Origin of the sequence: Haloarcula sp. Atlit-47R, from assembly GCF_003665985.1 — an archaeon.
Classification (GTDB): domain Archaea; phylum Halobacteriota; class Halobacteria; order Halobacteriales; family Haloarculaceae; genus Haloarcula; species Haloarcula taiwanensis.
Genome location: NZ_QPLQ01000001.1, coordinates 1,238,838 through 1,264,738 on the forward strand (window position 1 = coordinate 1,238,838; position 25,901 = coordinate 1,264,738).

The window sequence follows — 25,901 nt, forward strand, 5'->3', positions numbered from 1 at the left end:
ATCACCCGAAGTACTCCGCGATTTTGTCGTAGACTTCGTCCATGTTGTCTCCCTCAAGCGCTGATAGCGGAATCGTCTCGTGCTGTGGGTATGCGTTTCGGATGCGCTGGACCGAAGATTCTTCAAGATCGATTTTGTTCGCGAGGATCAGCACCGGAAGGTCCTGGCTCTCGATGATGCCGATGAGCATGGTGTTGACCTGCGTGAACGGATCGGTCGCAGAGTCGAGTACGTAAATAACACCATCGACATCCTCGCGGAGCCAGTGCATCGCTTCAGCGACGCCCTCAGTCGCTTCGCGGGAGCGACGGACGGCGTCGTCTTTCTCCATGTCGTGTTCAAGGAACTCGGTGTAATCGACCTTCGTCGTCACGCCGGGGGTGTCGACGATATCGATTGTCACTTTCTTCCCGTCGCGTTCGATCTCGACGTTCTCCTTTCGGCGCGCACGGCGAGTCTCGTGTGGAACGTGACTCTCTGGGCCGACAGCATCGCCGGTCCAATCACGTGCAATGCGGTTCGCCAGCGTCGTCTTACCGGCGTTCGGCGGGCCGTAGATCCCGATACGCTTCGGGTCCTCTTCGGAGAACAGCGTCGATGCCGCGCGTGAAATACTATCTTTGAGGTTTGTTAACAATCCCATCCTATCCTCCCGCCGCCCGGAGTCGTCCGGTATGGCGGCTCTGCCCATAAAAGATAGGCGAATTCACTTAAGCCTACGTCAGACATTAGTCCCTATTCTGACATGGTGGGGCATAGCACAGATCAGCGTGCGGGCGTTGGGACGGAGACGAGCGAAAAGGGGGGACTATTCGAGTCAGCCCATCCTGACCCACGCGAGATGTATGTGGGTGTACCAACACAGCCCCCCACCCCTTCGTTTCAGGTGGAACGCCGCACACCCCTGGGGAGGGGTGGGAGACTTATCGGTCAAATTGGGAGCGCACTAGTTCTTCAGATCAGCGCGATACGTGATTTCACTAGCTAGAGCGGTCTAGACACTAGAAAACTGAACACTAACTCCTACTGACTATCTGTTTTATCTGGTGCGGGTTTGGTTTACGATATACCATATTAAATCTTTTTTCTTGTTACAGTACATTGTCGGCCTCCCTCCCCCCTCCCCCCGGGCCTGCTTCTAGTTCCACTGGAAACGAAGGGGTGGGGGGGTTACCCTGTTGGAGTCGGGTTCCGCTGCAAGCACCGGCTCCTCATGCGCTACCCTCATATTCACACAGCGTACCCGCTCCCGAAACTGCACCACCATTCTCTTACTCTCCGATCACTAGCTGCTGTATACTGCCCGTTTCACCCCAGTGAGATCGAAGCTATATTTCCCTTTATGACAGCAGTACTCATGCGACAGAAAATATAAATATATCAACACACATCTTTCACAGGTGGTGTACCGAAATATTTAATATCGAATCACGGTACGGTTCATGTGGTTCAACTGGACACACCGGAGAGCGCTGATGCTCACTAACAACGGCACTGACGCACTCCTCGCTCCCTCTGTTCCGGTGTCTCCAACTCTCTCCACACGAAACGAAGGGGACCCCCTCGATCGACTATGACTGACGAAAGCAACAACTCGGCCCCGGAATCCGATCTGTCGACACCAGAAACGTCGAACGATGCCGACGGGTCCGACGGGCACCCCGGCTCCGAAACGGACCCCGACATATCGACCGGGCCATCAGATCTCGACGATGTCATTCTCGACAATCTCGATACCGGGTCCGATGATCCCTCAGACGAAGCGTCCCGTGGCCTGTTCGACGACCTTCTCGAAGGGGAACCCATTTTCGAGAACAAGGAGGTCCTTCGCCCCTCGTATACGCCACACAAACTCCCCCACCGCGAGGAGCAGATCAACAACATGGCGACGATTCTCGTTACCGCCTTGCGTGGTGATACGCCGTCGAATATCCTCATCTACGGCAAGACGGGAACAGGGAAAACCGCGTCCGCGAAGTTCGTCAGCGAGGAACTCGAAACGACCTCACAGAAGTACGAGGTTCCCTGTGAGGTCGAGTATATCAACTGCGAGGTGACCGACACCCAGTACCGCGTACTGGCTCAGCTCGCGAATAAGTTCATCGACAAGAATGCCCGGCTCATCGACGACCGAATCGCCGAACTCGAAGACCTCCAGTCGCGCGCACGCGAGAACACGGCGGCTGCACTCGAAGAGACGGCGTTTGACTCTCTCGACGACATCGAAACCGAAATCAGTTCGCTGGAAGCAGACAAGGCGGAGTTCGAGGAAGTGCCGATGACCGGGTGGCCAACGGATCGGGTCTACAGCTCCTTTTTCGACGCAGTCGACTACCACGAGCGCGTGGTCGTCATTATGCTCGACGAGATTGACAAGCTCGTCGAGAAAAGCGGCGACGATACCCTGTATAACCTCTCCCGGATGAACTCCGAACTGGAGAACTCCCGCGTCTCGATTATGGGCATTTCTAACGACCTGAAGTTCACTGATTTCCTCGATCCTCGGGTCAAATCAAGCCTCGGAGAGGAGGAGATCGTCTTCCCGCCATACGACGCGAATCAGCTCCGGGACATCCTGCAGGCACGCTCCGACGTGGCGTTTAAAAACGACGCGCTCACCGAGGATGTCATCCCGCTGTGTGCGGCCTTCGCTGCACAGGAACACGGGGACGCACGTCGTGCGCTTGACCTCCTCCGGACCGCGGGCGAACTCGCCGAGCGCGACCAGACCGACAACGTACTTGAAGACCACGTCAGGCAGGCCCAGGAGAAGATCGAACTCGACCGCGTCGTCGAGGTCGTCCGGACGCTTCCCACCCAGTCGAAGATCGTCCTTTTCGCCATCATCCTTCTGGAGAAAAACGGCGTCCACAACATCAACACCGGCGAGGTATTCAACATTTACAAGAACCTCTGTGAGGAGATCGACGCCGATATCTTGACACAGCGCCGCGTCACTGACCTCATTTCGGAACTCGATATGCTCGGCATCGTCAACGCCGTCGTTGTCTCGAAGGGCCGATACGGACGGACGAAAGAGATCTCGCTGTCGGTTCCAACCGAGGAGACGGAGGCGGTACTTCTGTCCGATTCACGACTCGGCGATATCGACGACGTCCAGCCGTTCGTGCAGGCCCGCTTCGACAACTGATCTGCGGATTGTCTGAGCGCCCGGCAGTCTCCGCCGTCGCAGGTGAAACAGTCCCCCTATCGAGAGTGACGAACTACCCGGACGCAGTCGTGTTCGTGGCTGTCGACCCTGTTTCGTTCGTCACTGCCGGTCCTGCCCCGCTTGGTACTACGTCGGTCGCTCCAGCCTGGTTCCACTGGAGCCGGACCTGCCCCAGCAGTGGGACCCGCATTTCCGCGGTACCGACGACCCACCCAGGCTTGACCGGTTCGCTGATTGGGCTGGAGCCGACTTGGTCGTACCGGCCGTTGTTGTCGCCCTTGGTGATGAAGCCGGCGTGGTCGGCCGGACAGGAGCTGAGTTCGTCACAGCTGTCCGCACTCCCGGTGTAGTCCTTGTTTGCCCGGTCGTACCAGTTCTCGCCGGCATCAACCCACAGCATCGCTCGGTGGATGATCGGGGTCTGCCGACTGTTGCCGTCGGGTTCGTATACGATGACGTCGCCCGGTTGCTGGAACTTCCGATAGCTGTCGTCGTTCGCCGCAGTAACGACACCCCTGTGATCACCTGGGCCGGAGAACCGCTCCTCTTCCATCACGAACACGAGGTCGCCTTCTTTGATATGCGGGTCCATGCTCGGGCTTTCGATAGCGACCAGTGGGGGCCACACGCCGCTAACGGCGAACAGCAACACCCCGACAAGCAGGACTGAACCGGCGCTACTGACGATATCGGTCACGTACATCATCCCTCCCGGTCCCTCGGTTCCGTCCCCGTCCGACGACCGATGGTCTGACCCGGCCATTCGTACCACGAATACTCGGAGGCGGCCAATCAACCTTCTGTTGTTAGAGCGACCACTACCGTCCGAGTCAGTCAACTTGCCGCTGGCGCTGAAGCTTCTCCGACCCCTATAGTCGCTGCTGTGTGCCATAGCTGGGACGGCTGGACCCGGACGTACCCGAGACGCGGGATTCGGAAGATTCCGGTTCCAATAACCCACTGCGGGCGCACAACAGTACTCGCTCCGGTCACCTGATCGTATCTCGTGTTGGTCACTTTGTTGTCACCTTTCGTAATAAACCCAGCGTGGGGGGCCGGGCAGTTCCGAAGCTCGTCGCAACTGTCCGCGCTTCCGATGTACGTCTGGTTCGCTCGGTCGTACCAGTTCTCGCCGGCATCAACCCACAGCATCGACCGGTGGATAATCGGCGTTCGCTGTTCGTTACCGTTGGGTTCGAAGACGATGACATCTCCGGACTGCTGAAAGGTCCGATACCCGGTTTCGGCCCCGGTTGCCGCCGTTACAACGCCGTGACGCGCCTCCTGTCCGGGGAACCGTTCTGCGTCCATGACAAACACCATGTCACCGGTGTCGATGTGTGGCTCCATGCTCCCGCTCTCGATTGCGACAAGCGGGGGCCACACTCCGCTGACGGCAAACAGGAGCGCACCGACGAGCATGACCGCTCCGACGCTCGTACTGATGTCGCGGACGTACAGGCCGAGACGAAACGTTGGGCTGGTGTCAGCAGCCTCCTCCGTCTCGTCTGGCGACGTGCTGCTGGTCGATTCGTCCCGGCCCATCCTACCTCGGATTGCCGACAGCGGGGTATCAATCTTGTGACGACTGTCGGTCCGCTATCCTTTTGCCCGCAGACACTGAGTGTGGAACGTGCCTCTGGAGACGCCGGCACGAATCGTCAGCGAACTCGCGAGCCGCGGCTACAACGCGGAGCGCGAAGCAGTGACGCGGATCGCCGATACCCCGGATCCATCGGCGACACTGGAACGCGCACTCGAAACCCTGCCCGATGACGCGCTGAAGCTGACAACCGACCACGTCGAATCTGTGATTGAGACGGCAGAAGACGCGGGAAGCACGCCGAAAACCGGACCAGGCGCAGGAGACGAAATTACCGGCACCCCTCCCAATCCACACCCCTCCGTTTCAACTGGAACGAGTGCAGCCGCATCGACCGAACCGGGTACGTCTTCTCCACCTGAAACGGAGGGGTCACGGGATGTGGACACATCCCTCCGGGCAATCGAGGTCGCGAACGACATGACCGGTCAGTCAACTGGGACCGGCGAGTACTCGGACTTCGTCTCGGTGTTCCGGGACCGCTACGAGAAACTGGCGAGCAAACTCCGTGGCAGAGTGAACCACCGGCCGACCGACGCAATCGAAAACATGGGTGGCGGCAGCGACGCGGCGCTCATCGGGATGGTCTCGGACATCCGCTCGACCGCCAGCGGGCACTGGCTCGTCGAACTGGAGGACACGAACGGGACCTTCCCCTGTCTGGTGATGAAAGACCGCCCTATCGCCGACCTCGTCCAGCAGTTGCTCATGGACGAGGTCATCGCCGTCGAGGGAACGCTGGCCGACGACGCCGGCATCCTGTTTGTGGACTCGCTGTACTTCCCGGACGTGCCCCGAACGCACAGCCCCTCGACCGCTGACCGTCACGTTCAGGCGGCACTCATCTCAGACATCCACGTCGGCAGCCAGGAGTTCATGGAGGACGCCTGGCACCGCTTCACGGACTGGCTCCACACCCCAGAGGCTGAGACTGTCGAGTATCTCCTTATCGCCGGCGACATGGTCGAGGGCGTCGGCATTTACCCTGAGCAAGACGAGGAACTGGACATCATCGACATCTACGACCAGTACCGCGCATTCTCGGAGTACCTCAAGGAGGTTCCGGGCGATATGGAAATCCGGATGATTCCGGGCAACCACGACGCCGTCCGACTGGCCGAGCCCCAGCCCGGCTTCGACGAGGAACTCCGGGACATCATGACTGCCCACGACGCTCAGGTCCACTCTAATCCCTCGTTGGTCACCGTCGAGGGCGTCACGGTGCTGCTGTACCACGGCGTCTCGCTGGACGAGGTCATCGCCGAACTTCCGGATGAGGAGGCCAGCTACGAGGAGCCACACAAGGCGATGTACCAGCTCCTGAAGAAGCGCCACGTCGCGCCGCAGTACGGCGGTCACACCCGGCTCGCCCCCGAGGACCGCGACTATCTGGTCATGGAGGAGGTCCCGGACGTGTTTCACACTGGCCACGTCCACAAGCTCGGCTGGGGCGAGTACCACAACGTCGTTGCGCTGAACTCCGGGTGCTGGCAGGCCCAGACCGCGTTCCAGAAGAGCGTCAACATCGACCCCGACGCCGGCTTCGCGCCGATTCTGGACCTGGATACGCTTTCGATGACGGTCCGGAAGTTTACCTAACCACCTTTTTCCACGGGGGCCTCGCGCTCGCCGGGGCCGAGCGCTCAACCCCCGTACAAAAACGTGGGCGAAAAAGGCCGGACGCTCACTCCGTTCGCGTCCGGTGAAACCGGTCGCCAGGCGACCGGTATGCTAACCGCCCGGCACGACCGCAGGCCTGCCCTTCCCCGGGTCGCTTCGGGTGCGACAGTCGTCGCACCACTCGCTCCCGGCCCGAGTACTTCTCTTCGTGTTCTTCCAGAAGCACGATACTGACTCCACACGGCCTTCCGCGCCCGAATACGTCCGGAAACGGCCCGAATAATCACCGCTATCTCGTAGCAGTGGCGGGGCTCACCGGTGTGGTCGTTATTAAGACCCATCAGGTGAAAGCGGAGTGTATGAGCGACGACCAAGACCACGGATTCGAAACCGACGCCTTGCACGTCGGGCAGGAAGAGCCGGACGCCGAGACCCGCTCTCGCGCGCCGCCGCTGTACCAGACCACCTCCTACGTCTTCGAAGACGCCGAGGACGCCGCAAAGCAGTTCGCGCTGGAGAAGCCGGGCCACATCTACTCGCGGCTAATGAACCCCACCGTCGGCATGCTACAGGAACGGCTGGCGGCGCTGGAGGGCGGCGTCGGCGCGGTCGCCACTGCTTCGGGAATGGCGTCGCTGAACCTCGCCACCTTCCTGCTCGCGGATGTCGGCGACAACGTCGTCACGGCGTCGTCGCTGTACGGCGGGACCTACACCTACTACACCCACACCGCGCCGCGCAATGGCGTCGAAACCCGCTTCGTCGACACGCTCGACTACGACGCCTACGCCGAGGCTATCGACGAAAACACAGCCTATGTTCACTGTGAGACCATCGGCAACCCGGCGCTCGTCACGCCCGACTTCGAACGCCTCGCCGAAATCGCTCACGACCATGGTGTCCCCTTCTTTGTCGACAACACCTTCGCGACACCGTACCTCTGTAACCCAATCGAGCACGGGGCTGACCTCGTCTGGAACTCCACGACGAAGTGGATCCACGGCCACGGCACCACCGTCGGCGGCGTCCTCGTCGATGGCGGCTCCTTCCCGTGGGAGGAACACGCCGACAAGTACCCCGAAATTGCCGGTGACAACCCCGCGTACCACGGTGTCAACTTCCGGGAGCGATTCGAGGACGCGGCCTTCACCTACGCCGCTATCGCTCGCGGGCTCCGTGACCTGGGCTGCCAGCAGTCGCCCTTCGACGCGTGGCAGACGATGCAGGGTCTGGAGACGCTGCCCGCACGGATGGACCGCCACTGTGACAACGCCATGGGGGTTGCCGAGTTCCTCGCTGACCACCCCGAAGTATCGTGGGTCACCTACCCCGGCCTCGACGACCACGAAACGCACGACACCGCCAGCAAATACCTCGACGGTGGCTACGGCGGCATGATAACGTTCGGCCTCGACGCGGGCTACGACGCCGCCCGGACGACCGTCGAATCGACCGAGATTGCGTCGCTGCTGGCCAACGTCGGCGACGCGAAGACGCTCATCATCCACCCGGCCTCGACTACCCACCAGCAGCTCACGGACGAGGAGAAGGCCGCCGCTGGCGTCACTGACGACATGGTTCGTCTCTCTGTTGGCACTGAGTCTGTCGAAGACATCAAAGCCGACCTCGACCAGGCAATCGGCCAGGCAACTAACTAACGAAGAATACGGTATTCTACAGAACTTTTCTGAACGTGCGTATCAAAGTACTGCAATAATTCACCTATTCATTAGGCTTATTACGGGAGAAGACAATGCATTCAATGAACCGTCGCTGGTAGCGAGCACGCGTCGGTTCACGCTCAACCATACTCTGTCATTGGTCCGACAACGACTGCTCGCGTCCGTGGGGAGCGTGCCTCTCCCCGTTTGTTCTCCGTCTACCGTGCAGCGTACAGGTCGTGACCGTGAGCGACAAAAACAGAGATTCGTTACAGGATTCCTTCGGCTTCCAGCAGCTCGTACAGTTCGTCCATTGTCTCGACTGTCGTGTCACACGACGGCGCGACGGCCGGTTTCGGGTCGAAGCCGATAGCCAGGTTCGACACTTCGAGCATCGGGAGGTCGTTGGCCCCGTCGCCGACGGCAACAGTCGCGTCCCGGTCTTCGCCGGTGACGGCGGTGACGACTTCCATCGCGTCGTCTTTCGTCCCGGAGATGAGCGGCCCGCGAACTTCGCCGGTCAGCTTTCCGTCTGCCACGGGCAGTCGGTTGGCGACGATGGCGTCGACCTCGACCCCCTCCGTTTCGAGTGCAGCCTCGACGCCGCGCTCAAACCCTCCAGTGAGGATAGCGACGTAGACGCCGGCGTCTCGTAGCGCAGTGATGACCTCGGCTGCACCCGGACGCAGGGCGACCTCACTGAAGGCCGCCCGGGCCTGTTCATCCGAGAGGCCTTCCAGCAGCGCACAGCGCTGGCGCAGGCTCTCGGCGTACTCGATTTCGTCGTTCATCGCGCGCTCGGTGATGTCGGCCATGTCCTCGGCCGTCCCGTTCTGGCTCCCGAGCAGGACCGTCATCTCCGAATCGGAGAGCGTCCCGTCGAAGTCGAAGGCGACTAGCATTACCCGTCCGTTTCACGTGGAGGGTTTCAAACTATCCGGTTTCCGGTCGGTCGCCGTTCCGAACCCGTACTCAAGGCTTCGGCGGCGGCCCGTCGTAGGCGTCCATATCTTGGTAGAAATTCAGCATCGCGAACTTGAGTTTCTCGGGCCCGATATCCACCATCTCGCGGCGTTCCTCCGGCGGGAAGGTCCCGCGGACGGCGTAGTCGTGCATCTCCATCTCGGCGGCCTCCGTGTAGCGCTTGTCAAGCAGGATGCGCGCGCCGAAGTCCTCGGGCGAGCGGACGACTCGTCCGAGGGCCTGCCGCGTCTTTCTGACCGTCGGAATCTCGACGGCGTAGCGCCAGCCGGCCTCGTCCTCGTCGTCGCCGAAGGCCACGTCGTAGGCGTCCTGGACGGCATCCATCCGGTCGTCGAGGTGGGGGTACGGGACGCCGACCACGACGACGGTCCGGGCGTCGTCGCCGTCGTAGCTCACCCCCTCACCGAGCGTCCCCCACAGCGAGGTGTAGAGGACGCCGTCGTCGCCGTCGGTAAAGGCCTCCCGGAGGTCCCGGGCCTGCGTGCCCGGCTCGTCGAGGTATCGCGTCGCGCTCACGGCGGTCATGTCGTGGTAGCGCTCGGCCTCGCTGTAGGAGGGGCAGAACACAAGTGTGTTGCCGGGGGTGAACCGGACGATGTCTTCGAGCGTGCGGGCGATGCGCTGCTGGGTCTGTGGGTCGTCCCGTTCGCTGGAAAACAGCGCCGGGCCGTCGACGGCATAGGTCCGCCGGCGCTCCTCGGGGAACTGCGCACCGTAGGCCATCGTCACCGGGTCGTCGACGCCGACGACGTTCTCGGTCACGTCGAACGGGCGCAGCGTGGCACTCATCAGCACCGCCGCGTGCAGGTCGGAAAACAGGTCGCGGGTCACCTGCTCGGGGATGCAGGTGTACAGTTCCGCGCGGCCGTACACCTCGTCTGTCGATTCGTCCCGGCGGACGCTGACGACGGGGTACTGACCGGTCTCGTCCGTTTCATCGAGCCAGTCGGAAATGAAGCCGGCGGCCTGCAGCGTCTGGCATTCCTTTCTGGTGTCGAGGTCTCCTTCTTTGAACGCCTCTTGGTAGCGAGCGTCGAGGTCCCGGCCGAGGTCCAGCGCGTGGTCCAGTTCCTCGTGGAAGCCGGGGCCGGTGTAGCTCTGCAGGAAGGCGAGCGTCAGGTCGTCTTTCCGGTCGTCGTTAGCGATGGTCACGTCGTCCCAGTGCTCGTCGACGGCCGCGCGCCCGCCGAACTCGAACGAGTCCTCGTAGGCTTCGACGAGCGCGTCCCGGAACGTCTCGATGACGTTGGCCGCGGCGTCGGTCCGGGCGTCGTCCTCGCCGTCGAGTTCCTCTATGGCCTGGTCGAGCGTGTTCTCGGTGAGCGTCCGCCGGGCGTGGTCACGGGCGGCCGACTCGACGTTGTGAGCCTCGTCGAAGACGGCGATGATGTCCTCGGGGTCGCGGCCGATCCAGTGGAAGAACTGCTCGCGGATGGTGGGGTCCAGCAGGTGGTGGTAGTTACAGACGACAAGGTCGACGCCGTCCATCCCCTCTTTCAGCAGTTCGTAGCCGCACAGTCCCTGCTGGTGGGCGTACTCGTACACGTCATCGGGCGTCCGGACGTCGTCGAACAGCCAGGAGTAGAACTCGCTGGTGTCGACAGTAAGGTTCCGGTAGTAGTGGTCGCAGGTCGAGCGTTCGGTTTCGATTTCCTCGCGCTCGTCCTGCAGGTCCCGGAGTTCCTCGACGACGGCGTTACGGGCCTCCATCGCTTCGCTGCTGCCCGCCTGGCCGTCCGAGAGGAGTTCGCCCTCGCGCTGTTCGAGTTCGGCGATGTCGCTCTCGACCTCGACCAGGTCACGGGTCGTGTCTCGAAGTGCCTGACACTCCTCGTAGTCCACGTCGATGTGGCACATCGAGCCCTTGCCCCGGAAGACCACGGCCCGCAGGCGCTCCTGGTCCGTTATCGCTCTGGCGTCCTCGACGAACTGGCGCATCTGCTGGTGGACGTTCGTCGTGATGACGACGGTCTTGCCCGTCTCGCGGGCGTGTTCCAGCGCAGGGACCAGCGATGCAAGCGTCTTTCCGGTCCCACAGGCCCCCTCGAACAGCACGTCCCGACCCTCTTCGAGGGCGTCGTATATCGTGCCCATCGCCTCCTGCTGATGGTCGTACGGCTCTTCGAAGGGGAAAAACCGCATGTAGCCGTCGTCTGTCGTTGCCACGTGCCCCGATTGGCCGTTCACCGGCAAAAGGGTTCGCCCCCACAGCTACTTGCCGCGAGCGCTCCTCAAGAGATACATGTGGCGTGTCACGCTCGCCGTCGGTATTGCCCTTCTCGCGGGGTGTTCCGGCTTCCTCCCGGCTGGCCCGTCGGCGGACGACAGCGACCCGGTGACGCCAGCGCCCGTCCCCACTAACACACCGGAGGCGACGGTCACAGTCCCGACCAGCGACGGGAGGGTCGACGTGGACCGACTGCTCGACCGCCATCAGCGGGCACTTTCGAACCGGAACTTCCATCGACACGTCGAACAGGCCGGGCCACAGAACACGCTCGACGTCTGGATCGACCGTCAACGAGGCATCCAGCGGGTCAGACAGCGGTTCGGTCCGATATCGGACGACGTGGTCCTCGCCGACGGGACGCTGTACACGAACGTCCGGGACGACCCCGATACGCCGTACGCCACCACGCCAGCGACGCCGAACACGTCGCTTGTCGCCTCGCCGCCCGGCGTTGACCTGCTTCGACGGCTCCTGTCGAACACTGCGTATCGGACGGTGGCGTCCGTCCAGCGGAACGGACGGCCTGTCGCTGTCCTGGCCGCAACGAATGCGGTCGAGACACCAACCGCCGAAAACGAATCCGCGGTCGTGCGGTCACGGCTGTACGTCGACCGACAGGGAGTAATCAGACATGTCGAACACACTGAACAGCGGCCGGAGCGGCCGGATATCGACACGACGATGACGGTCACAACCGATATCGCCCGCGTCCCGATTCCGTGGTGGCTCGAAGACAACGACCCTTACACTTCCGGCTCGACGTAGGCTTTCCTGATGTCGTCGTTGGTGTCCTGCATCGCCGATTCCAGCGCCGTTATCTCGTCGTCTATCGATTCCGTGTCCAGCGCCGGGTCGAACTGCAGGTCTGCGAAAACGATGACCTCGTTCGGCCCGAAGTAGACCGTCCGGAAGCCGATAATTTCGTCCACGTGTTCGTTCTGCATGACAACCTCACGGAGGCGCTGTTCCTCGTCCGTCGGGAGACTCTCCCCCAGCAGGAGCCGCTTGTTCTCCCAGGCCAGTGCCAGGGCGAAGCCCATCAGCATAATCCCGATGAGTAGTGCGGAAACCCGGTCGAAGAAGGGGTTACCGGTCTGCTGCTCGAGGAACAGGCCGACCAGCGCGATGACGATCCCCGCGAGTGCGATGGCGTCCTCGGTCAGGGCGGTCAGCGTCGTCACGTCGCTGGTCTTGCGGAACGCCTCGCGGTATCCCGACCAGTCGTTGCGGTCTATCTGTCGCTGCATCTCCGCGCGGGCCTTCACCAGTGCGTACGTCTCAAACACGAACGCACCGAGGAGGACGGTGTAGTTGACCCACAGCGGGTCCAGCCACGCCGGGGGCTGGAAGGAGAAAAACAGGAACTCGACGGCCTCGCCGGCGTGTCCACCACCGCCGTGGCCGCCGGCCGTGAGCTCGTTCCAGCCGTGTTTCGCGCTCTCCCAGCCGGCGATGCCGAACAGGAACACGGAGACGAGGAAGCTATAGAAGAACTGTGCCTTGCCGTACCCGAAAGGATGACGGCGGTCGCGCTCCCGTTCGCTGAACCGAATCCCGATGAGTAGAAACACCTGATTCCCGGTGTCTGAGATGCTGTGGTACGTCTCCGACAGCATCGCGGCACTCCCCGTGAGAAGGAAGCCGAAGAACTTCAGAATCGCAATCGCGCCGTTGGCTATCAGTGCGGCGATGACGACTGATTTACTCCCTGCCATTATTTTTCCGTCACGACCGTAACGCAAAATGCTTCTGGATTTATACCTGGCCCCGCTACCGTCAGTATGCTCACTGCTATCTCAGACACGCACGGAACGGAGGACCACCGGCTGACAGGTCGGACGCTTGCCGCTGTCCGCGACGCCGACCATGTTCTCCATGCAGGCGATTTCATGACTGAGCAGGTCCTCGATGCCATCGAGGCCGAATGCGACGAACTGACCGGCGTTGTCGGGAACAACGACAGACCACCGGTCCGTGATCGACTCCCAGACGTTGCGACCGTCTCTTGGGAAGGGCTGACCATCGTCGTTGTCCACGGGCACGAGCACACCGAAACCGCACTCGGCATGCTGGCCCGACAGGAGGCGGCCGACATCGTCGTCGTCGGTCACTCACACAAACCCGTACTGACCGATTTTGGCGGCTGGACGCTGGTTAATCCGGGTAGCTACGCCGACCCGCGGCGCTATCAACCGGCCCACGCGGAACTGGACGTGATGGCTGGCGACGTTCGCGTCCGCCTTCGCTCCCCGGACGGGACGCCGATTTCGACGACTATCGTCAATCGGTGAGCGTATCGTAGCGACGCTAATTGTGGTAATACCGGAGCAAACCGGCTGCAGGCGGTTACTGCCGGATATACCACAGCGCCGCCATGCCCGCGATGACAAATGCGCCGCCAGCGAAGAACGCAAGGCCCGGCGGAATCACGGCGGCAGCGGCCTCGGCACCGCCCTGTGCGGCAGTGTCGAGTGCACCCGCAGTAGCCTCGAAGCCGCCGTCGGTCACAGTCGCGTTCTCGGCGTAAAAACTCGGGTCCCGGCTGCCAGTGTCCGCACTCCCGGACGACACTGTCGGGCCGCCAAACAGCGTTCCCTGCCCGCTCCCGAACACTTGCTGGACCAGCAGGCTTGCGAAGCCGATGATAGCGAAACCGCCGATAATGTTCGCCAGCGCCGCCCGGAGTCCCGACGTTTCCTGTTCGTCACCGGCACAGATAACGAGTGGCTGGTTGGCCGGCGCGAACACGTCCATCTCGCGTCCCTTCTCGGAGTACGCCGTATCGACGACCTCGACCGCGCCGGCGTTTTTCAGTTTCTTCAGGTGATACTGTGCGTTCTGCAGCGACGTATCCACCCGGTCGGCCAGCTCTGACGGCGGTGCCGGCTCCTTGTTTAGTTCTGACAGTAAATTGCGCGCTGTCTCTGCCGAGAGTGCCGACAGCACGTCGTCCGCATCATCACTGTCGACACCGATGACTCGGGGTTCGGCGTCCGGGGTCGCCGGGTCCCGAGAGGGCAGCAACGACATGACTATCTGTATGTTCTATGGGATTATGAGTCTTTGCCAAAGCACAGTGACCGTTGTAGCTATCGGTCAAACCCGTATTTTACCCTCCAAAATCGACCGGTAGACGCCCGAAGGCGCTCCTCCCGAAAGCATTTTCATCTCGGCTCGACAACCGCCGGTATGGCCGACCTGCTCACATACGCACTCCTCGCTGCTGTGCTCCTGTTTTTTTTCTTCATGTATCTGATGCTCCGGCGGACCTTCCAGGGCTTCAAAGAAGGGTTCCAGCAGAGCAAGAAGAAGTAGCCGGGAGGGTAACGATTAGGGGGCGTCGGTGGTGCCTATCTGTATGGACCCACGTATCCGCGAACACGCGGAAGTCATTGTCGACCACTCTATCGATTTGAGCGAAGGCGACAACCTCGTTATCGACGCGCACCCACAGGCTGCGGATCTCGTTACGGCGCTACACGAGTTCGCTGCTGACCGCGGCGCAAATCCGCTTGTCGTGCAGGACCGCCTCGGCGAGCGGTTCCGTCGCGCCTACCTCCGCAACCGGGACGAGTTCGAGACGCCGAGCCACGTCGAGGCGCTGTACGAGGAGATGGACGCGTACATCGCCATCAAGGGGAGCGACAATGTCACCGAGACCAGCGACGTCGACCCCGAAACGACGGCCGCCTATCAGCAGTCCCAGCAGCCGCTCCTGAACGAGCGGCTCTCGAAGACCTGGTGTCTCACGCAATACCCTGCGCCCGCCAACGCCCAGCTCGCCCAGACGTCCACGGAAGGGTACGAGAACTTCGTCTGGGATGCTGTCCTCAAAGACTGGGACGCCGTTCGCGAGCACCAGTCACAGATGGTCGAGATACTTGACCCCGCCGACGAAGTCCGCATCGTTTCCGGGGAGACAACGGACGTGACGATGTCCGTCGCCGGTAACGAGACGCTCAACGATTACGGCGAAAAGAACCTTCCCGGCGGCGAGGTGTTCACCGCACCGGTCCCAGACAGCGTCGAGGGCGAGGTGCTGTTCGACAAGCCGCTGTACCACCAGGGCCGGGAAGTGACTGATGTCTTCCTTCGCTTCGAGGACGGCGAAGTCGTCGAGCACAGCGCCGCGAAGAACGAGGACCTCCTGACAGAGGTGCTGTCAACCGATGACGGCGCGAGCCGACTCGGCGAACTGGGTATCGGAATGAACCGGGATATCGACCAGTTCTCCTACAATATGCTGTTCGACGAAAAGATGGGCGACACCGTCCATATGGCGGTAGGACGAGCTTACGACGCCACTGTCGGCGAGGACAACGAACAAAACGAGTCCGCCGTCCACGTGGACATGATTGTCGACATGAGCGAGGACTCGTTCATCGAAGTCGATGGCGAAGTCGTCCAGCGAAACGGGACGTTCGTCTTCGAAGACGGGTTCGAGGACTGAGTACTGACCGCGAACGGAGTGAGCGGCCGGCCTTTTCATCGACGTTTTTCAAGGAGCGGTCGCCAGAGGCGACCCGACGCAAAAAAAGGTCGGCGCAGGTCGTCCAGCGAAACGGGACGTTCGTCTTTGAGGACGGATTTGAGGACTGAGTACCGACCGCGGCTATCGGCTGCTGGACGTTGACGGCTCAGTCGTCCCCTGTCGACTCTGCTCCCGTTCGGTCCTCGACGGCCGTCTCGAACACGTCAGTCCCACTGTCGATAGTGTCGGATTCGTCGACGGTGAACGTTTCCAGCAACTGCCCGAGGTCGGTGGCGCGGTCGGAGAGGTTCGCGACGGATGACTCGACGTCATCGACGGCCTCGACCTGCTCGGTCGCCGCGTCGGCGACGGCGGCCGCTTCGACAGCCGTGTCGTCGCTGATGTCGCCGACCCCTTCAACCATCGAGACGACCTCCTGTGTCGACTCAGCCTGCTCGTCTGTCGCGCGGTCGATCTCTCGCATCCCGCTGGTCGCATCCTCGATGTCGCCGACGATGTCGTCGAACGCATCGAGGGCATCGCCGACCGTCTCGGTTCCAGTATCGACTTTCGACTGTGTGGCGTGCATCTCGTCGACAGTGCGCTCGACCTGCTGACGCATCTCGCCGATAGCGGCCTCGATATCGTCGGTCGCTGTCACCGTCTCGTCGGCGAGCGCTTTCACCTCGTCGGCAACGACAGCAAAGCCGTCGCCATCGCCTTCACTTCCGGCCCGGGCGGCCTCGATGTTGGCGTTCAGCGCGAGCATCGTCGTCTGGTCGGCGATGTCAGTGATGAGGTCGGTAACGGATTCGATTTCACCCATCAGTGCGTCGAGTGCTTCGACCTGTGTGACAGTCTGGTCTGTCGACCGTTCGATCTCGTCGAGCGCCGTCGCCGCGCGCTCGGCAGCAGCTCGTCCGCTTTGTGACCGGCTGAGCGCTTCGTCAGCCCGGTCTCTGACCGTGTCAGCGGCGGTGGACACCTCCTCGACAGTCGCCGAAAGGTCTTCGAGTTCCGTCCAGACGGTTTCGAGCTTCTCCGACTGCGTCTCTGCCCCGTCGGCCATCTCTGCGGCCGAGGATTTCACGCTGGTACTGCGGTCCTGAACTGCGTCGACGTTCTCCGAGACGGTCTCGGTTGCGGTGTCGACGGCCTCACTGAACGCTCGGACCTCGCGGATGGTGTCTTCCCACTCGTCGAGCAGGTCGTTGTAGGCTGTTGCGATCCGGGCCATCGACTCGGCGTCAGCGTCGGACGACATCCGTGCTGTCAGGTCGCCGTCGGCGCACGCAGCCATGACCTCGGCGTAGTCTTCGGCGCGGTTCTGGAGCCTATCGCTGAGTGTCTCCGCGGCTTCGCGAGCCGCTTCTGCCTCTTCTTTCGCCGACTCGGCCTCCTTTCTGGCGGATTCGGCGTTTTCCCTGGCCGCCTCCGCGTCAGCGATCTGCTCGCGGAGCGACTGCCCCATCTCGTCGAAGGCGGTGAACAGCTGTCCGATTTCGTCGGACCGAGATGTCTCGAGCGTCACGTCGAGGGTGCCTGCGCGCATCTCGTCGGCCGTCGTTGCGAGTTCAGAGAGAGCTGTCGCCGAGCGCCTGCTCATCGCAACGGTCACGCCGCCGAGGATTACTATTGCGGAGATGAGCGTCAGGAGGAGACTGGTCGCAATCTGGTTACGGAGGGCATAGGCGCTCGATGCAGGCACTTGTGTCACGACCGTCCACCGGATGCTGTCGAGGCTCGAATACCCGTACACTGTCTCCGATGACTGGGTAAAGCCGTTGCCGCCCTCGCGTGTGACCGTAGTGACGGCCTCGCCCGGTATACTGTTGCCGACGACAGCCGTTCCCTCCGGTCCGAGAATCGTCGTCTCGCTGTCGGCCAGCGACCCACGGAACGATTCGGTACGCGCGGAGAGGTTCGCCTCAACGACGATGACGTGTTCCGTGTTCTGCGGCGCGGAGCTGACGAACGCCAGGACGCTGTCGTTTGTTACCGGTGACTTGTAGGGCTCTTCTGGGACAACGACAGTCCCGGACGTATCTGTCTCGTTGTCGATAGCTGCCATCTCCGACCCCCATGGAACGTTGAGGGATGCAAGTGTCTCCCCGCGGACCCCGCTCGCGGTGCTCGCCTCGACCGTGCCGTCCGAGGCTTGCACGTAGTGGACGGCGACGAACTCCGAGGTGAGGTCGCTCGATTCCAGCAGGAGGTAGTCCCTGATGACGCTCGGTTGCCCGTTCTGGAACTCCTTGACCGACGAGAGCGTCTGGGTCTGACGTCGGAAGCCGTCGACCCAGTTGTCGAGCCCGTCAGCCTGTAACTCGGCGGTCGAGACGACCTGTGTCTCCACTCGCTGGTCGAGCGTTCGCGTCGTATCGGTGTAAAACACTGCCCCGATTCCGCCGGCAACCAGGACCGCCACCAGCACTGCGGCCACGAACTTCCGGACGAAACTCTCTCGCACAGCGGCCGGGACGAGGTGGGCGATTCGGGGGCGGGCATCTCGGCTTACCATTCGTCCGGCGATTTCCAGTTATCGTACAAAAAACTACGAGATATATAGAGATACTGACAGAGGCATATACGAATGATTTGCCCGGGAAATCGGCGATTTGTGGGCTGAAATGTCACTATCTGTAACTGCTTGTCCGATGTGCTGACATTCCTGGCCGCCGCCCCAGTTTCAGATTCGATATCGGCGGTGCGGTGTTACCACAGTCGTCTCCCTTCGAACCGGAGACTTATGCTGGCAGGTATGGTAGTGCCGATATGAGTGAACAGCGGTCCCTCTTCGTCAGGGCGGTGTGGTTCCTGCTCGTCGGCTGGTGGGTGACCGGCATCTGGCTTTCAGTCGCGTGGTTCCTGAACGTCACAATCATCGGCCTCCCGCTGGGCATCAAAATGATAAACAAGGTGCCGCTGGTGCTGACGCTCAAGCGACGTGATCGGCTCGTCACGGAGAGTGCTGGCGGCTCGCAGCACTCACTGCTCGTCCGGGCGATCTGGTTCGTCTTCGTTGGCTGGTGGGCCAGTGGCGTCTGGACCGGTGTCGCGTACGCGCTGTCGTTGACAATCGTCGGCCTGCCGCTGGCAATCTGGATGTACAACAGACTCCCGTTCGTCGTTTCGCTGTACCAGTACTGACGGTCACTCCAGATACGGCTTTTCGATGTCCGTTTCACCGGTGATGAGTGCGGTTATCCGGCCAGTGATGCCATCGAACACGGTGATAAGCGGAGAGAGTACGCGCTCGACGAGTCGGACGGGCGACGCGACAGTTAGTGCCCACGCCTGTGCGTTGCCGAGGCCGAACGCCTTGGGCACGATCTCCCCGAAAATCAGGATGAGGACGCTCGTCACGACCGTGGTTGCAACGACCGCCGGTCCGGGCGAGAGATAGCTCGCGACGAGGACGGTGATGATGCTCGAAATCGCGATGTTGACGATGTTGTTGCCGACCAACAGCGTCACCAGTAGTCGGTGGGGGTTATCGTACAGTTCCTGCAGCACCTGCGCCCGTCGTTCCCCCGTCGCTGCCTGTTGTGCTATCCAGTCTTTTTGCAGCGAAAACACTGCTATCTCCGAACTGGAAAAGAACGCGCTCAGTCCGAGAAGCAAGACCACAGCGAGGACGCTACCGACTGCCACGATAGGACCACTCATACCCCGTCTTCAGCGAGACGAGGCAAGAAGGCGTCGACGCCGTCTGACGGCCCGCAAGCCGACAGATGCGGCGAAGGATACTCGACTGTCCAGTTCATTATGAGCATATGGCACTCGGCCAGGTGGAACTGGCGTTGCGCGTCATCGCTGGCCTATTCGTCATCGTCGCGCCGACGCTGCTGTTTCTGGGGCTATGGCGCGGCCTCGAAGCGATGCGTGACGACGAACTCATCCAGCAGGTCCACCAACACGCTGAGATGCAGGACCAGTCGCTGACTGGCCCTGACTGGCCGGCCGACGCAATCCTTGACGATGAGTCGTCGCCGCTGTCGGAGACCAGTCTGTCAGTCGTAACCTGTGCCACCTGCGGCACGCCGAACATGGAAGACGCCAGCTACTGTCAGGAGTGTCTCACAGAACTGGAGTAGTCAGTCTATCGTGTCGCTCTGGCTGACCTGCACCACCAGCGTTGGCTCAGAGCGCTCCGTACTGCAGTCGTGTCCCTGTTCGATGGCGTACGTTTGTGACTCCGTCCGGTTCGGGTCAATCGGTAACTCAGCCCTGACGGCGTAGGACTTTGTCGCCGAAGCGCCGATAGTGTCCTCGTCCCACTTGATATCGGTGTTTATGAACACGCTGTCATCCGGATGTTCTGTCGGGCCGACCAGACAGCCCGAAAGTGAGGGGAGATCTAGCGCCCGCAGAAACGGAGAGGGGTTCGACGCGGTAACGGTCCCGACCTCTGCCTCGATGTACGGGTACCTGTTCGGGGTGTGTTCCGTCTCCGGGACCGACACGGTGACCGACTCGTTTGTCTGCACATCGTAGGCCACCCCGCCGCTGAGCGCGTCGGCACCCACGAGTCCAGCACTCACGATGAGGAGGCCGCCGAGGGCGGCCGCCGCCGTTCGCTGCGACGGCGTCGGAATCCCTGCCCGGAGCGCGTAGCCGAGCCCGACGAACAGTCCCGCGGACATGGCGAGCAACAGGAACGTTCCCGTCTCGCCGGGCGAATACCGAACGACGACGTAGCCGACGAACACGACGTAGGTCACCCCACTGAGGGCGAAGGCAACGACGTCAAGTACGTCTCGTTCGAGGGCTACACCCGCAACGAACAGTGCGATAAAGGCCAGCAACAGCAGCGCCGCTTTCACGGTTATCGAGAGGTCGAACACGACATCACGGACAAAATACAGGAGCGCAGCCGCGGCGAACAGGACACCGAGTGCGTACAGGAGTTTGCCGCTGTCGATACCAAAGCGCATCAAGCGTACCCTCACTTCTCTGAGGCGGGACATAAACCCACGTCCTGACAGCACAACGTCTCTTTCGGACTCTCTCAGGCACGCTGCAACGAACCACGGGGTGGCTTGCTAATCGTCCGCAGTCGCCCGCCCGCTATCCGCGCCGCCAGCCAGCGGTGTCCGCTCGACGACCGTCCCGTCGTAGGTCGGGTACTGCTCGACGATTTCGCCCTTGTCGAGGTCGCCCTCTTCGACCATTTCCTCAAGCAGCCACCAGGCCAGCTCGACGTGCTCGGATTTGACAGTGTAGTACTCTTCGGGGACACCGAGTGCCTCCAGCCGCGCCTCGGAGGTCCACGCCTTCCCGTAGACGAGCGTCCCGTCCTCGGTCACGTCGTCGAACGGACGCCGGATGTTTCGAGCCATCCGCTTGAGCCGCGAGCGGTGCTGGGCGGCGTCCTTGAAGACGCTCGTACAGAAGTACACCTTCTCGTGGTCGCCCATTTTCTCGAGGATGTCGTGGGACCCCTCGACGGCGCTCATGTGGTCCTCTTTCAGTTCGAAGCCTTCCTCCTGCATCCGGCGGTAGTTCCCGTCGGACATCTCGAACTCGTTGATGTTACAGAAGTCGGCCGCGCCCTCGTCTAAGAATTCGAGGAACTCCTCCTCGGCGCGGATGCCCGGGATCTCGAAGGCGGGGGTCAGCCCCTCCTCGCGGGCGATGTAGAGGATGTCCTCCCACTCGGTCCCGTGGAGGTCGCCCCACTGCTCTAAGGGCGGGTGGAAGCGAATCTCGTCGAGGCCGGCTTCCGAGAGGCGGCGCATGTTCTCGCGGCCGCCGGTGATACCGGTGTAGAGGTGCGTGTGGTGGTCCTCGCCGAACTCGTCTTTCAGCAGTTCCAGATAGTGACAGGTCCGGTCGAGGACTTCCTGCGGCTCGCCGCCTGTGATCGAGGTGCCAAGCGCGCTCATGCGCTTTGCCTCCTCGATGACGTCCGAATCGTCCTCGACGGGCCGCTCGTTGGCGTACATCTGGGTGACGTTCTTGCGGTTCTCCCCGAGGGGACAGTAGAAGCAGTCTCGCTGGTCGCAGTAGCCGTAGACGAACAGCACCATCTTGCCGCCTTTGGCGCACTGTTCGCAGCCCTCGGAAATCATTGTCTCTAGCCACCGCTCCCAGCGGGAAAAAGCGTGCGCATCGTGCTCGGCGTGCGAGATGAGCCCACGGCCCGGCCCCGGCGCGCTTATCCGCCGTCCCGACGCAGGGGCTGGTATGACAGACACCGGGACCACAAGCACCGGGTCCCAACGCCGCGCCCTTGCGGTCGTTTTCTTCGTCGTTTTCCTGGATTTGCTGGGCTTTGGCATCGTCATCCCCATACTCCCGTACTACACCCGGTCGTTCCCGGGCGGGACGGAGTTCGTCATCGGATTGCTCGCGGCCTCCTACTCCGCGATGCAGTTCGTCTTCGCGCCGCTACTTGGCTCGTTGTCCGACCGCGTGGGCCGCCGCCCGGTGCTTGTGGTGTCGCTGTGTGGCTCCGTCGTCGCGTGGACGGTGTTCGGGCTGGCCGACGCGCTGTGGCTGCTGTTCGTCTCCCGGATGCTTGCCGGCGCGATGGGCGGGAACCTCTCGACGGCCCAGGCCTACGTGGCCGACGTGACGCCGCCGGAGCGACGCGCCGCGGCGCTGGGGTTCATCGGAGCCGCCTTCGGTCTGGGGTTCATCTTCGGCCCCGGCATCGGCGCGGTGTTGAGCTTCGACGCCACGGTCGCCGCCGTCGACGCGCTCGTGCCGGCGGCCGTTCCCGTCTCCCGGTTCTCGCTCCCGAGCTTCGCCGCCGCGGCCGCGAGCCTCTGTGGCGTCGTCGTCGCCCTCCTGTTTCTCCCCGAATCCAGGCCCGCCTCGGGGACCGCGACGGCGACCGGCCGCCCCTCGGCGCTCTCACAGCTCCGGACGGCGGTGGCGACCCCCGGCCTCCGCCCGTTGCTGGCGGCCTTCTTCCTCGTCTCCTTTGCCTTCTCGGGCGTGCAGGTGATGTTCGTCCCCTACGTCGCCGACATCTACGGCTACACCGCGGCCCAGAGCGCGCTCCTTTTGACCTACATCGGCGTCCTCGCGGTCATCACGCAGGGAGTCCTCGTCGGCCGCCTCTCGGCCCGGTACAGCCCAGTCCGGCTCTCGCTGTTCGGGACCGGCCTGCTCGTCGTCGGCGTCGGTGCCATCCCGACCTCGCGGGCCATCGGCTCGGTCCTGCCCGACCTGACCGCACTCGTCCCGTTTCTCACCGCCGACCTGCTCGGCCTCCTGTTCGTACTGACGCTGCTGCCGCTTGGCAACGGTATCCTCTCGGTGACGCTGACGGCGTTGGTCTCCCAGCGGGCCGGCGCAGCCGTCCAGGGGAGCGCCTTCGGTATCACGCAGGGGGCCGGCAGCCTCGCCCGGACCGTCGGCCCGCCGGTCATGGGCGGGCTGTACTTCGCCGTCGGCTACTGGTCGCCGTTCGTCGTCGGCAGCGTCCTGTTGCTCCCGGTGCTGTGGCTCGTTGCTAGACTGGGAACGACACCGGAGGCTTACGAGCCGCGACCGTCAGACCCGGGCCACGCCAGATAGGGACCGCTTTGAATGGGCTGGGGTTCGTTTCGTGTGTATGGATGATGAGGAGGCCGACCCCGTCGGCGGGACGCTACCGAAAGCGGAGACACTCGACGACAGGGTGCTGGGCTACAGCGAAACGGCCATCCGCTACGTCGAGGTGGTCGCGGCGCTGGTGCTCGTCCTGCTCTTTGCCATCGGCGTCTTCGACCTGGGGCTGCAGATATTCCAGAGCGCCGCCCGGGGAGATATCACCGACCCGCTGGTCGTCGTTGGCTTCATCGACACTGCTCTCCTCCTGTTTATTATCGTCGAGGTGTACCAGACCGTCGTCGCCTACACACAAGAGAGCGAGACCCGGCGCATCGTCCGCTTGGTCATCTACACGGGCGTCATCGCCATGGTCCGGAAGGCCATCATTTTCCGCACCGGCGAGTACAGCTCTGAACAGGCCGCTCTCCTCGCTGCCGGGGCGTACACGCTCATCATCCTCGGCCTCGCGGCGCTATTGCTCGTCGAACGCCGGACCCGTGGACCGTCGACGGAACCGGGGTAGCGGTCCCGAAAGAAGTTAAACACAGACGGCGTAGCGCCGACAGATGCTGCTGGTGCTGTGTATCGACCTCGACGACGACCTCGGCCGCAAGACCGGCATCGAGACGCCCGTCATCGGGCGCGATGCCGTCGTGGACGCAGCGGTGGCGCTGGCCTCGAACGACCCGGAGGACTCCGACGTGAACGTCCTCTTCGAGGGCGTCCACATCTACGACGACATCACCGACGAGCCGGTCGAAGTCGCGGCCGTCACCGGCGTCGACGGGAGCGATGTCGCCGCCAACCGCGCGGTCGGCGAGGAGGTCGATACTGTTCTCGCGTCGCTGGCGGCCAGTGAGGATGTCCGGGCACTCCTCGTCACCGACGGCGCACAGGACGAGTCGGTGGTCCCCGTTATCCGCTCGCGGGTTCGCATCGACGGCGTCCGCCGCGTCGTCGTCCGGCAGGCCCAGAATCTCGAATCGATGTACTACACCATCAAGCAGGTGCTTGATGACCCGGAAACCCGCGGCACAATTCTGGTGCCGCTGGGTATTCTCCTGCTCATCTACCCGTTGACAATCGCTATTGAAGCGCTGGGCTACCCCGGCTCTGCGCTCGGTGTCATCTCCGGCCTGCTCGGACTCTACATTCTCGCCCGAGGCCTCGGTGCCGAGAAGATACTGGACGAAGCGGTCGAGCGAACGACCGCCGGACTGTACGCCGGGCGCGTGACGATTATCACCTACGTCGTTGCGGCCGCACTCCTTGCTATCGGCGGCGTCAACGGCGTTCAGGAACTCGGACGCCAGACGGACCCCGATGCACTCGAAGTCATCGCGTCGCTGGTGTCGGGCGCGATTCAGTGGTTCGCCGCCGCCGGCATCACCTCCAGCCTCGGCCGGGTGACCGACGAGTATCTCGACGGGAGCTTCCGGTGGCGATATCTCAACGCCCCCTTCTACGTCCTCTCGATCGCCCTCGTGTTACACGCCGTCAGCGCCTTCTTCCTCGGCACTCAGGACTTGGAGTATCTCGCCATAATGCTCACCGGCGGGACGCTGCTCGGGCTGGTCAGTACGCTGGCCTTTGCCGTCGCGGAGGCCCGCTTCGACCGCCCCGAACAGCACAATCAAGGCCCCGGGGGCCCCTCATCCGAATAATGTACGTCTCTCGTGCCGTCGAGAGTTTGCGCGCGGACCCAGTCGACGGCGAACCCGTCGATCTGGTTCTCGAAACGGCTGACGGTGCTGACCCCGAGCGCGTTGCCGCCGCCGCGGAGGCCGCCGGTGCGACCGTCGAGCGCCGCCTCCAGTTCGACGACCTGCTGGTCTCGGCGACACAGGACGAAATCGACGCCCTCTGTGGTCTGGACGGACTGGCAGCGATTCAGACCGGCAACGTGAACGCCATTACAACGCCCGACGATGTCGAAGAAGACCTCGACCCCCACGACTGACTGGCGACTGTGTTCCGCATTTCTTTTGTCACTACCGGAAGTACACGACAGCGAGGGCACGTAGCTCAGTCCGGATAGAGCGTCGGACTTCTATCTCCGCTGGCGCTGCCATCGGGGGAAGACATCCGACGGTCGTGGGTTCGAATCCCACCGTGCCCGTCCCGAAATCGTCGGTTTCGAGCTTCTTCGCTCAAATACCGATATATCATGCTTCAGGCCGTCTCTGGGCCGGTTACAATTCTCAGTTGAAACTCGGATTTCGGAGTTCGTTCAGCAGCTGAACGGCCCCCGCTGCCTGCTGGTGATTTCCATTGTTCCGAGACGTGAGCGGGGTGATGATTCTTGAGTTCCCCCGCTCCTGAGGACTGGCCGTTCCCTCCAAACGAGTTCGTTCGTGCGTCCCGTCTCATAGAGGCAACCGACGACGAAGTTCGTCGAGCAATCGAGCAGATCGAGGACGGTGGTTCTCGATGACGGACTGGGTTTTCGTCGACGAGCTATGTTTCGATTTAGTCTCTGTCGCGCCGAGCGGCGATACCACGGCATCGGCAATCGCGCTAACCGAGGCTCATCGACATACTCGAGATGAAGTCTCAGCTGTAATCCTCGATCTCGAAGGAGGTGGTCAGGCGTGACCTCCTGGTCGGAGTACGTT

The 25,901-nt window shown here is 62.4% G+C and carries 24 protein-coding genes and 1 tRNA gene; 14 read left to right on the plus strand and 11 right to left on the minus strand.

The window, feature by feature from the left end:
* Position 1 precedes the first annotated feature (1 nt).
* Positions 2 to 643 (minus strand): Era-like GTP-binding protein, encoded by a 642-nt coding sequence (locus tag DVK00_RS06465; RefSeq protein ID WP_004590329.1) that lies wholly within the window; start codon positions 641 to 643, stop codon positions 2 to 4.
* Between the two features lie 930 nt (positions 644 to 1,573).
* Between DVK00_RS06465 and DVK00_RS06470 the strand changes: the two genes are divergently transcribed.
* A complete protein-coding gene (locus tag DVK00_RS06470) occupies positions 1,574 to 3,151 on the plus strand; it encodes a Cdc6/Cdc18 family protein (protein WP_101348828.1) in 1,578 nt (525 codons plus the stop codon).
* Positions 3,152 to 3,224: 73 nt separating this feature from the next.
* Here the strand turns inward: DVK00_RS06470 and DVK00_RS06475 are convergent, their stop codons facing one another.
* Both DVK00_RS06475 and DVK00_RS06480 read right to left on the minus strand, forming a co-directional pair.
* Entirely contained in the window at positions 3,225 to 3,878 is a 654-nt protein-coding gene (locus DVK00_RS06475) for a S26 family signal peptidase (protein ID WP_121577530.1), read from the minus strand.
* A 128-nt stretch (positions 3,879 to 4,006) separates the two neighbouring features.
* On the minus strand, positions 4,007 to 4,717 hold the full coding sequence (locus DVK00_RS06480; protein ID WP_121535911.1) for a S26 family signal peptidase: 711 nt from the start codon (positions 4,715 to 4,717) through the stop codon (positions 4,007 to 4,009).
* Between the two features lie 88 nt (positions 4,718 to 4,805).
* Here DVK00_RS06480 and DVK00_RS06485 point away from each other — a divergent pair, with 88 nt between their 5' ends.
* Both DVK00_RS06485 and DVK00_RS06490 read left to right on the plus strand, forming a co-directional pair.
* The gene (locus DVK00_RS06485) at positions 4,806 to 6,374 is read left to right on the plus strand and encodes a DNA-directed DNA polymerase II small subunit (RefSeq protein ID WP_101348830.1); all 1,569 of its coding nucleotides are present in this window, start codon (positions 4,806 to 4,808) and stop codon (positions 6,372 to 6,374) included.
* A gap of 380 nt (positions 6,375 to 6,754) precedes the next feature.
* Positions 6,755 to 8,053, plus strand: a complete 1,299-nt coding sequence (locus DVK00_RS06490; RefSeq protein WP_101348831.1) for an O-acetylhomoserine aminocarboxypropyltransferase/cysteine synthase family protein — start codon at positions 6,755 to 6,757, stop codon at positions 8,051 to 8,053.
* A gap of 272 nt (positions 8,054 to 8,325) precedes the next feature.
* On the opposite strand, the gene serB is transcribed toward DVK00_RS06490, so the two are convergent.
* Positions 8,326 to 8,958, minus strand: a complete 633-nt coding sequence (serB, locus tag DVK00_RS06495) for a phosphoserine phosphatase SerB (RefSeq protein WP_101348832.1) — start codon at positions 8,956 to 8,958, stop codon at positions 8,326 to 8,328.
* A 70-nt stretch (positions 8,959 to 9,028) separates the two neighbouring features.
* Positions 9,029 to 11,206, minus strand: a complete 2,178-nt coding sequence (locus DVK00_RS06500; RefSeq protein ID WP_121577447.1) for an ATP-dependent DNA helicase — start codon at positions 11,204 to 11,206, stop codon at positions 9,029 to 9,031.
* 76 nt (positions 11,207 to 11,282) lie between these two features.
* On the opposite strand from DVK00_RS06500, the gene DVK00_RS06505 reads away from it, so the two are divergent.
* Positions 11,283 to 12,035: a hypothetical protein gene (locus DVK00_RS06505; RefSeq protein ID WP_121577448.1), complete on the plus strand. Its 753-nt coding sequence runs from the start codon at positions 11,283 to 11,285 to the stop codon at positions 12,033 to 12,035.
* Here the strand turns inward: DVK00_RS06505 and DVK00_RS06510 are convergent.
* Positions 12,014 to 12,985 carry a cation diffusion facilitator family transporter gene (locus DVK00_RS06510; RefSeq protein ID WP_121577449.1) on the minus strand — a complete coding sequence of 324 codons (972 nt, stop codon included), beginning with the start codon at positions 12,983 to 12,985 and terminating at the stop codon, positions 12,014 to 12,016. The two genes, DVK00_RS06505 and DVK00_RS06510, sit on opposite strands and share 22 nt — an antisense overlap.
* A gap of 66 nt (positions 12,986 to 13,051) precedes the next feature.
* Here DVK00_RS06510 and DVK00_RS06515 point away from each other — a divergent pair, with 66 nt between their 5' ends.
* On the plus strand, positions 13,052 to 13,561 hold the full coding sequence (locus DVK00_RS06515; RefSeq protein WP_101348836.1) for a metallophosphoesterase: 510 nt from the start codon (positions 13,052 to 13,054) through the stop codon (positions 13,559 to 13,561).
* A 55-nt stretch (positions 13,562 to 13,616) separates the two neighbouring features.
* Here the strand turns inward: DVK00_RS06515 and DVK00_RS06520 are convergent, their stop codons facing one another.
* Complete coding sequence (locus DVK00_RS06520; RefSeq protein WP_101348837.1) at positions 13,617 to 14,300, minus strand: helix-turn-helix domain-containing protein; 684 nt, start codon at positions 14,298 to 14,300, stop codon at positions 13,617 to 13,619.
* 159 nt (positions 14,301 to 14,459) lie between these two features.
* Here DVK00_RS06520 and DVK00_RS22220 point away from each other — a divergent pair, with 159 nt between their 5' ends.
* Entirely contained in the window at positions 14,460 to 14,585 is a 126-nt protein-coding gene (locus DVK00_RS22220; RefSeq protein ID WP_004959992.1) for a hypothetical protein, read from the plus strand.
* 43 nt (positions 14,586 to 14,628) lie between these two features.
* Entirely contained in the window at positions 14,629 to 15,720 is a 1,092-nt protein-coding gene (locus DVK00_RS06525) for an aminopeptidase (RefSeq protein WP_101348838.1), read from the plus strand.
* A 187-nt stretch (positions 15,721 to 15,907) separates the two neighbouring features.
* On the opposite strand, the gene DVK00_RS06530 is transcribed toward DVK00_RS06525, so the two are convergent.
* Positions 15,908 to 18,262, minus strand: coding sequence for a methyl-accepting chemotaxis protein (locus DVK00_RS06530; protein WP_121577450.1), 2,355 nt, complete (start codon positions 18,260 to 18,262; stop codon positions 15,908 to 15,910).
* 254 nt (positions 18,263 to 18,516) lie between these two features.
* Here DVK00_RS06530 and DVK00_RS06535 point away from each other — a divergent pair, with 254 nt between their 5' ends.
* Positions 18,517 to 18,891: a YccF domain-containing protein gene (locus DVK00_RS06535; RefSeq protein ID WP_101348840.1), complete on the plus strand. Its 375-nt coding sequence runs from the start codon at positions 18,517 to 18,519 to the stop codon at positions 18,889 to 18,891.
* Positions 18,892 to 18,894: 3 nt separating this feature from the next.
* Here the strand turns inward: DVK00_RS06535 and DVK00_RS06540 are convergent, their stop codons facing one another.
* Positions 18,895 to 19,410 (minus strand): CNNM domain-containing protein, encoded by a 516-nt coding sequence (locus tag DVK00_RS06540; RefSeq protein ID WP_101348841.1) that lies wholly within the window; start codon positions 19,408 to 19,410, stop codon positions 18,895 to 18,897.
* A 107-nt stretch (positions 19,411 to 19,517) separates the two neighbouring features.
* Between DVK00_RS06540 and DVK00_RS06545 the strand changes: the two genes are divergently transcribed.
* The gene (locus DVK00_RS06545; RefSeq protein WP_101348842.1) at positions 19,518 to 19,838 is read left to right on the plus strand and encodes a zinc ribbon domain-containing protein; all 321 of its coding nucleotides are present in this window, start codon (positions 19,518 to 19,520) and stop codon (positions 19,836 to 19,838) included.
* Here the strand turns inward: DVK00_RS06545 and DVK00_RS21320 are convergent, their stop codons facing one another.
* A complete protein-coding gene (locus DVK00_RS21320) occupies positions 19,839 to 20,678 on the minus strand; it encodes a hypothetical protein (RefSeq protein ID WP_101348843.1) in 840 nt (279 codons plus the stop codon).
* A gap of 108 nt (positions 20,679 to 20,786) precedes the next feature.
* Positions 20,787 to 21,815 (minus strand): radical SAM protein, encoded by a 1,029-nt coding sequence (locus DVK00_RS06560; RefSeq protein WP_121511968.1) that lies wholly within the window; start codon positions 21,813 to 21,815, stop codon positions 20,787 to 20,789.
* A gap of 115 nt (positions 21,816 to 21,930) precedes the next feature.
* Between DVK00_RS06560 and DVK00_RS06565 the strand changes: the two genes are divergently transcribed.
* The 5 genes from DVK00_RS06565 (at position 21,931) to DVK00_RS06585 (ending at position 25,405) form a co-directional block, all read left to right on the plus strand.
* Positions 21,931 to 23,271 (plus strand): MFS transporter, encoded by a 1,341-nt coding sequence (locus tag DVK00_RS06565; protein ID WP_121535935.1) that lies wholly within the window; start codon positions 21,931 to 21,933, stop codon positions 23,269 to 23,271.
* Positions 23,272 to 23,308: 37 nt separating this feature from the next.
* Complete coding sequence (locus DVK00_RS06570) at positions 23,309 to 23,809, plus strand: phosphate-starvation-inducible PsiE family protein (protein WP_121511969.1); 501 nt, start codon at positions 23,309 to 23,311, stop codon at positions 23,807 to 23,809.
* Positions 23,810 to 23,852: 43 nt separating this feature from the next.
* Positions 23,853 to 24,950, plus strand: coding sequence for a DUF373 family protein (locus DVK00_RS06575; protein WP_101348847.1), 1,098 nt, complete (start codon positions 23,853 to 23,855; stop codon positions 24,948 to 24,950).
* The gene (locus DVK00_RS06580) at positions 24,950 to 25,246 is read left to right on the plus strand and encodes a hypothetical protein (RefSeq protein WP_101348848.1); all 297 of its coding nucleotides are present in this window, start codon (positions 24,950 to 24,952) and stop codon (positions 25,244 to 25,246) included. Before DVK00_RS06575 ends, DVK00_RS06580 begins: the two co-directional genes overlap by 1 nt.
* Positions 25,247 to 25,300: 54 nt before the next feature.
* Positions 25,301 to 25,405: transfer RNA gene (locus DVK00_RS06585), tRNA-Arg, on the plus strand.
* The last annotated feature ends 496 nt before the right edge of the window (positions 25,406 to 25,901 follow it).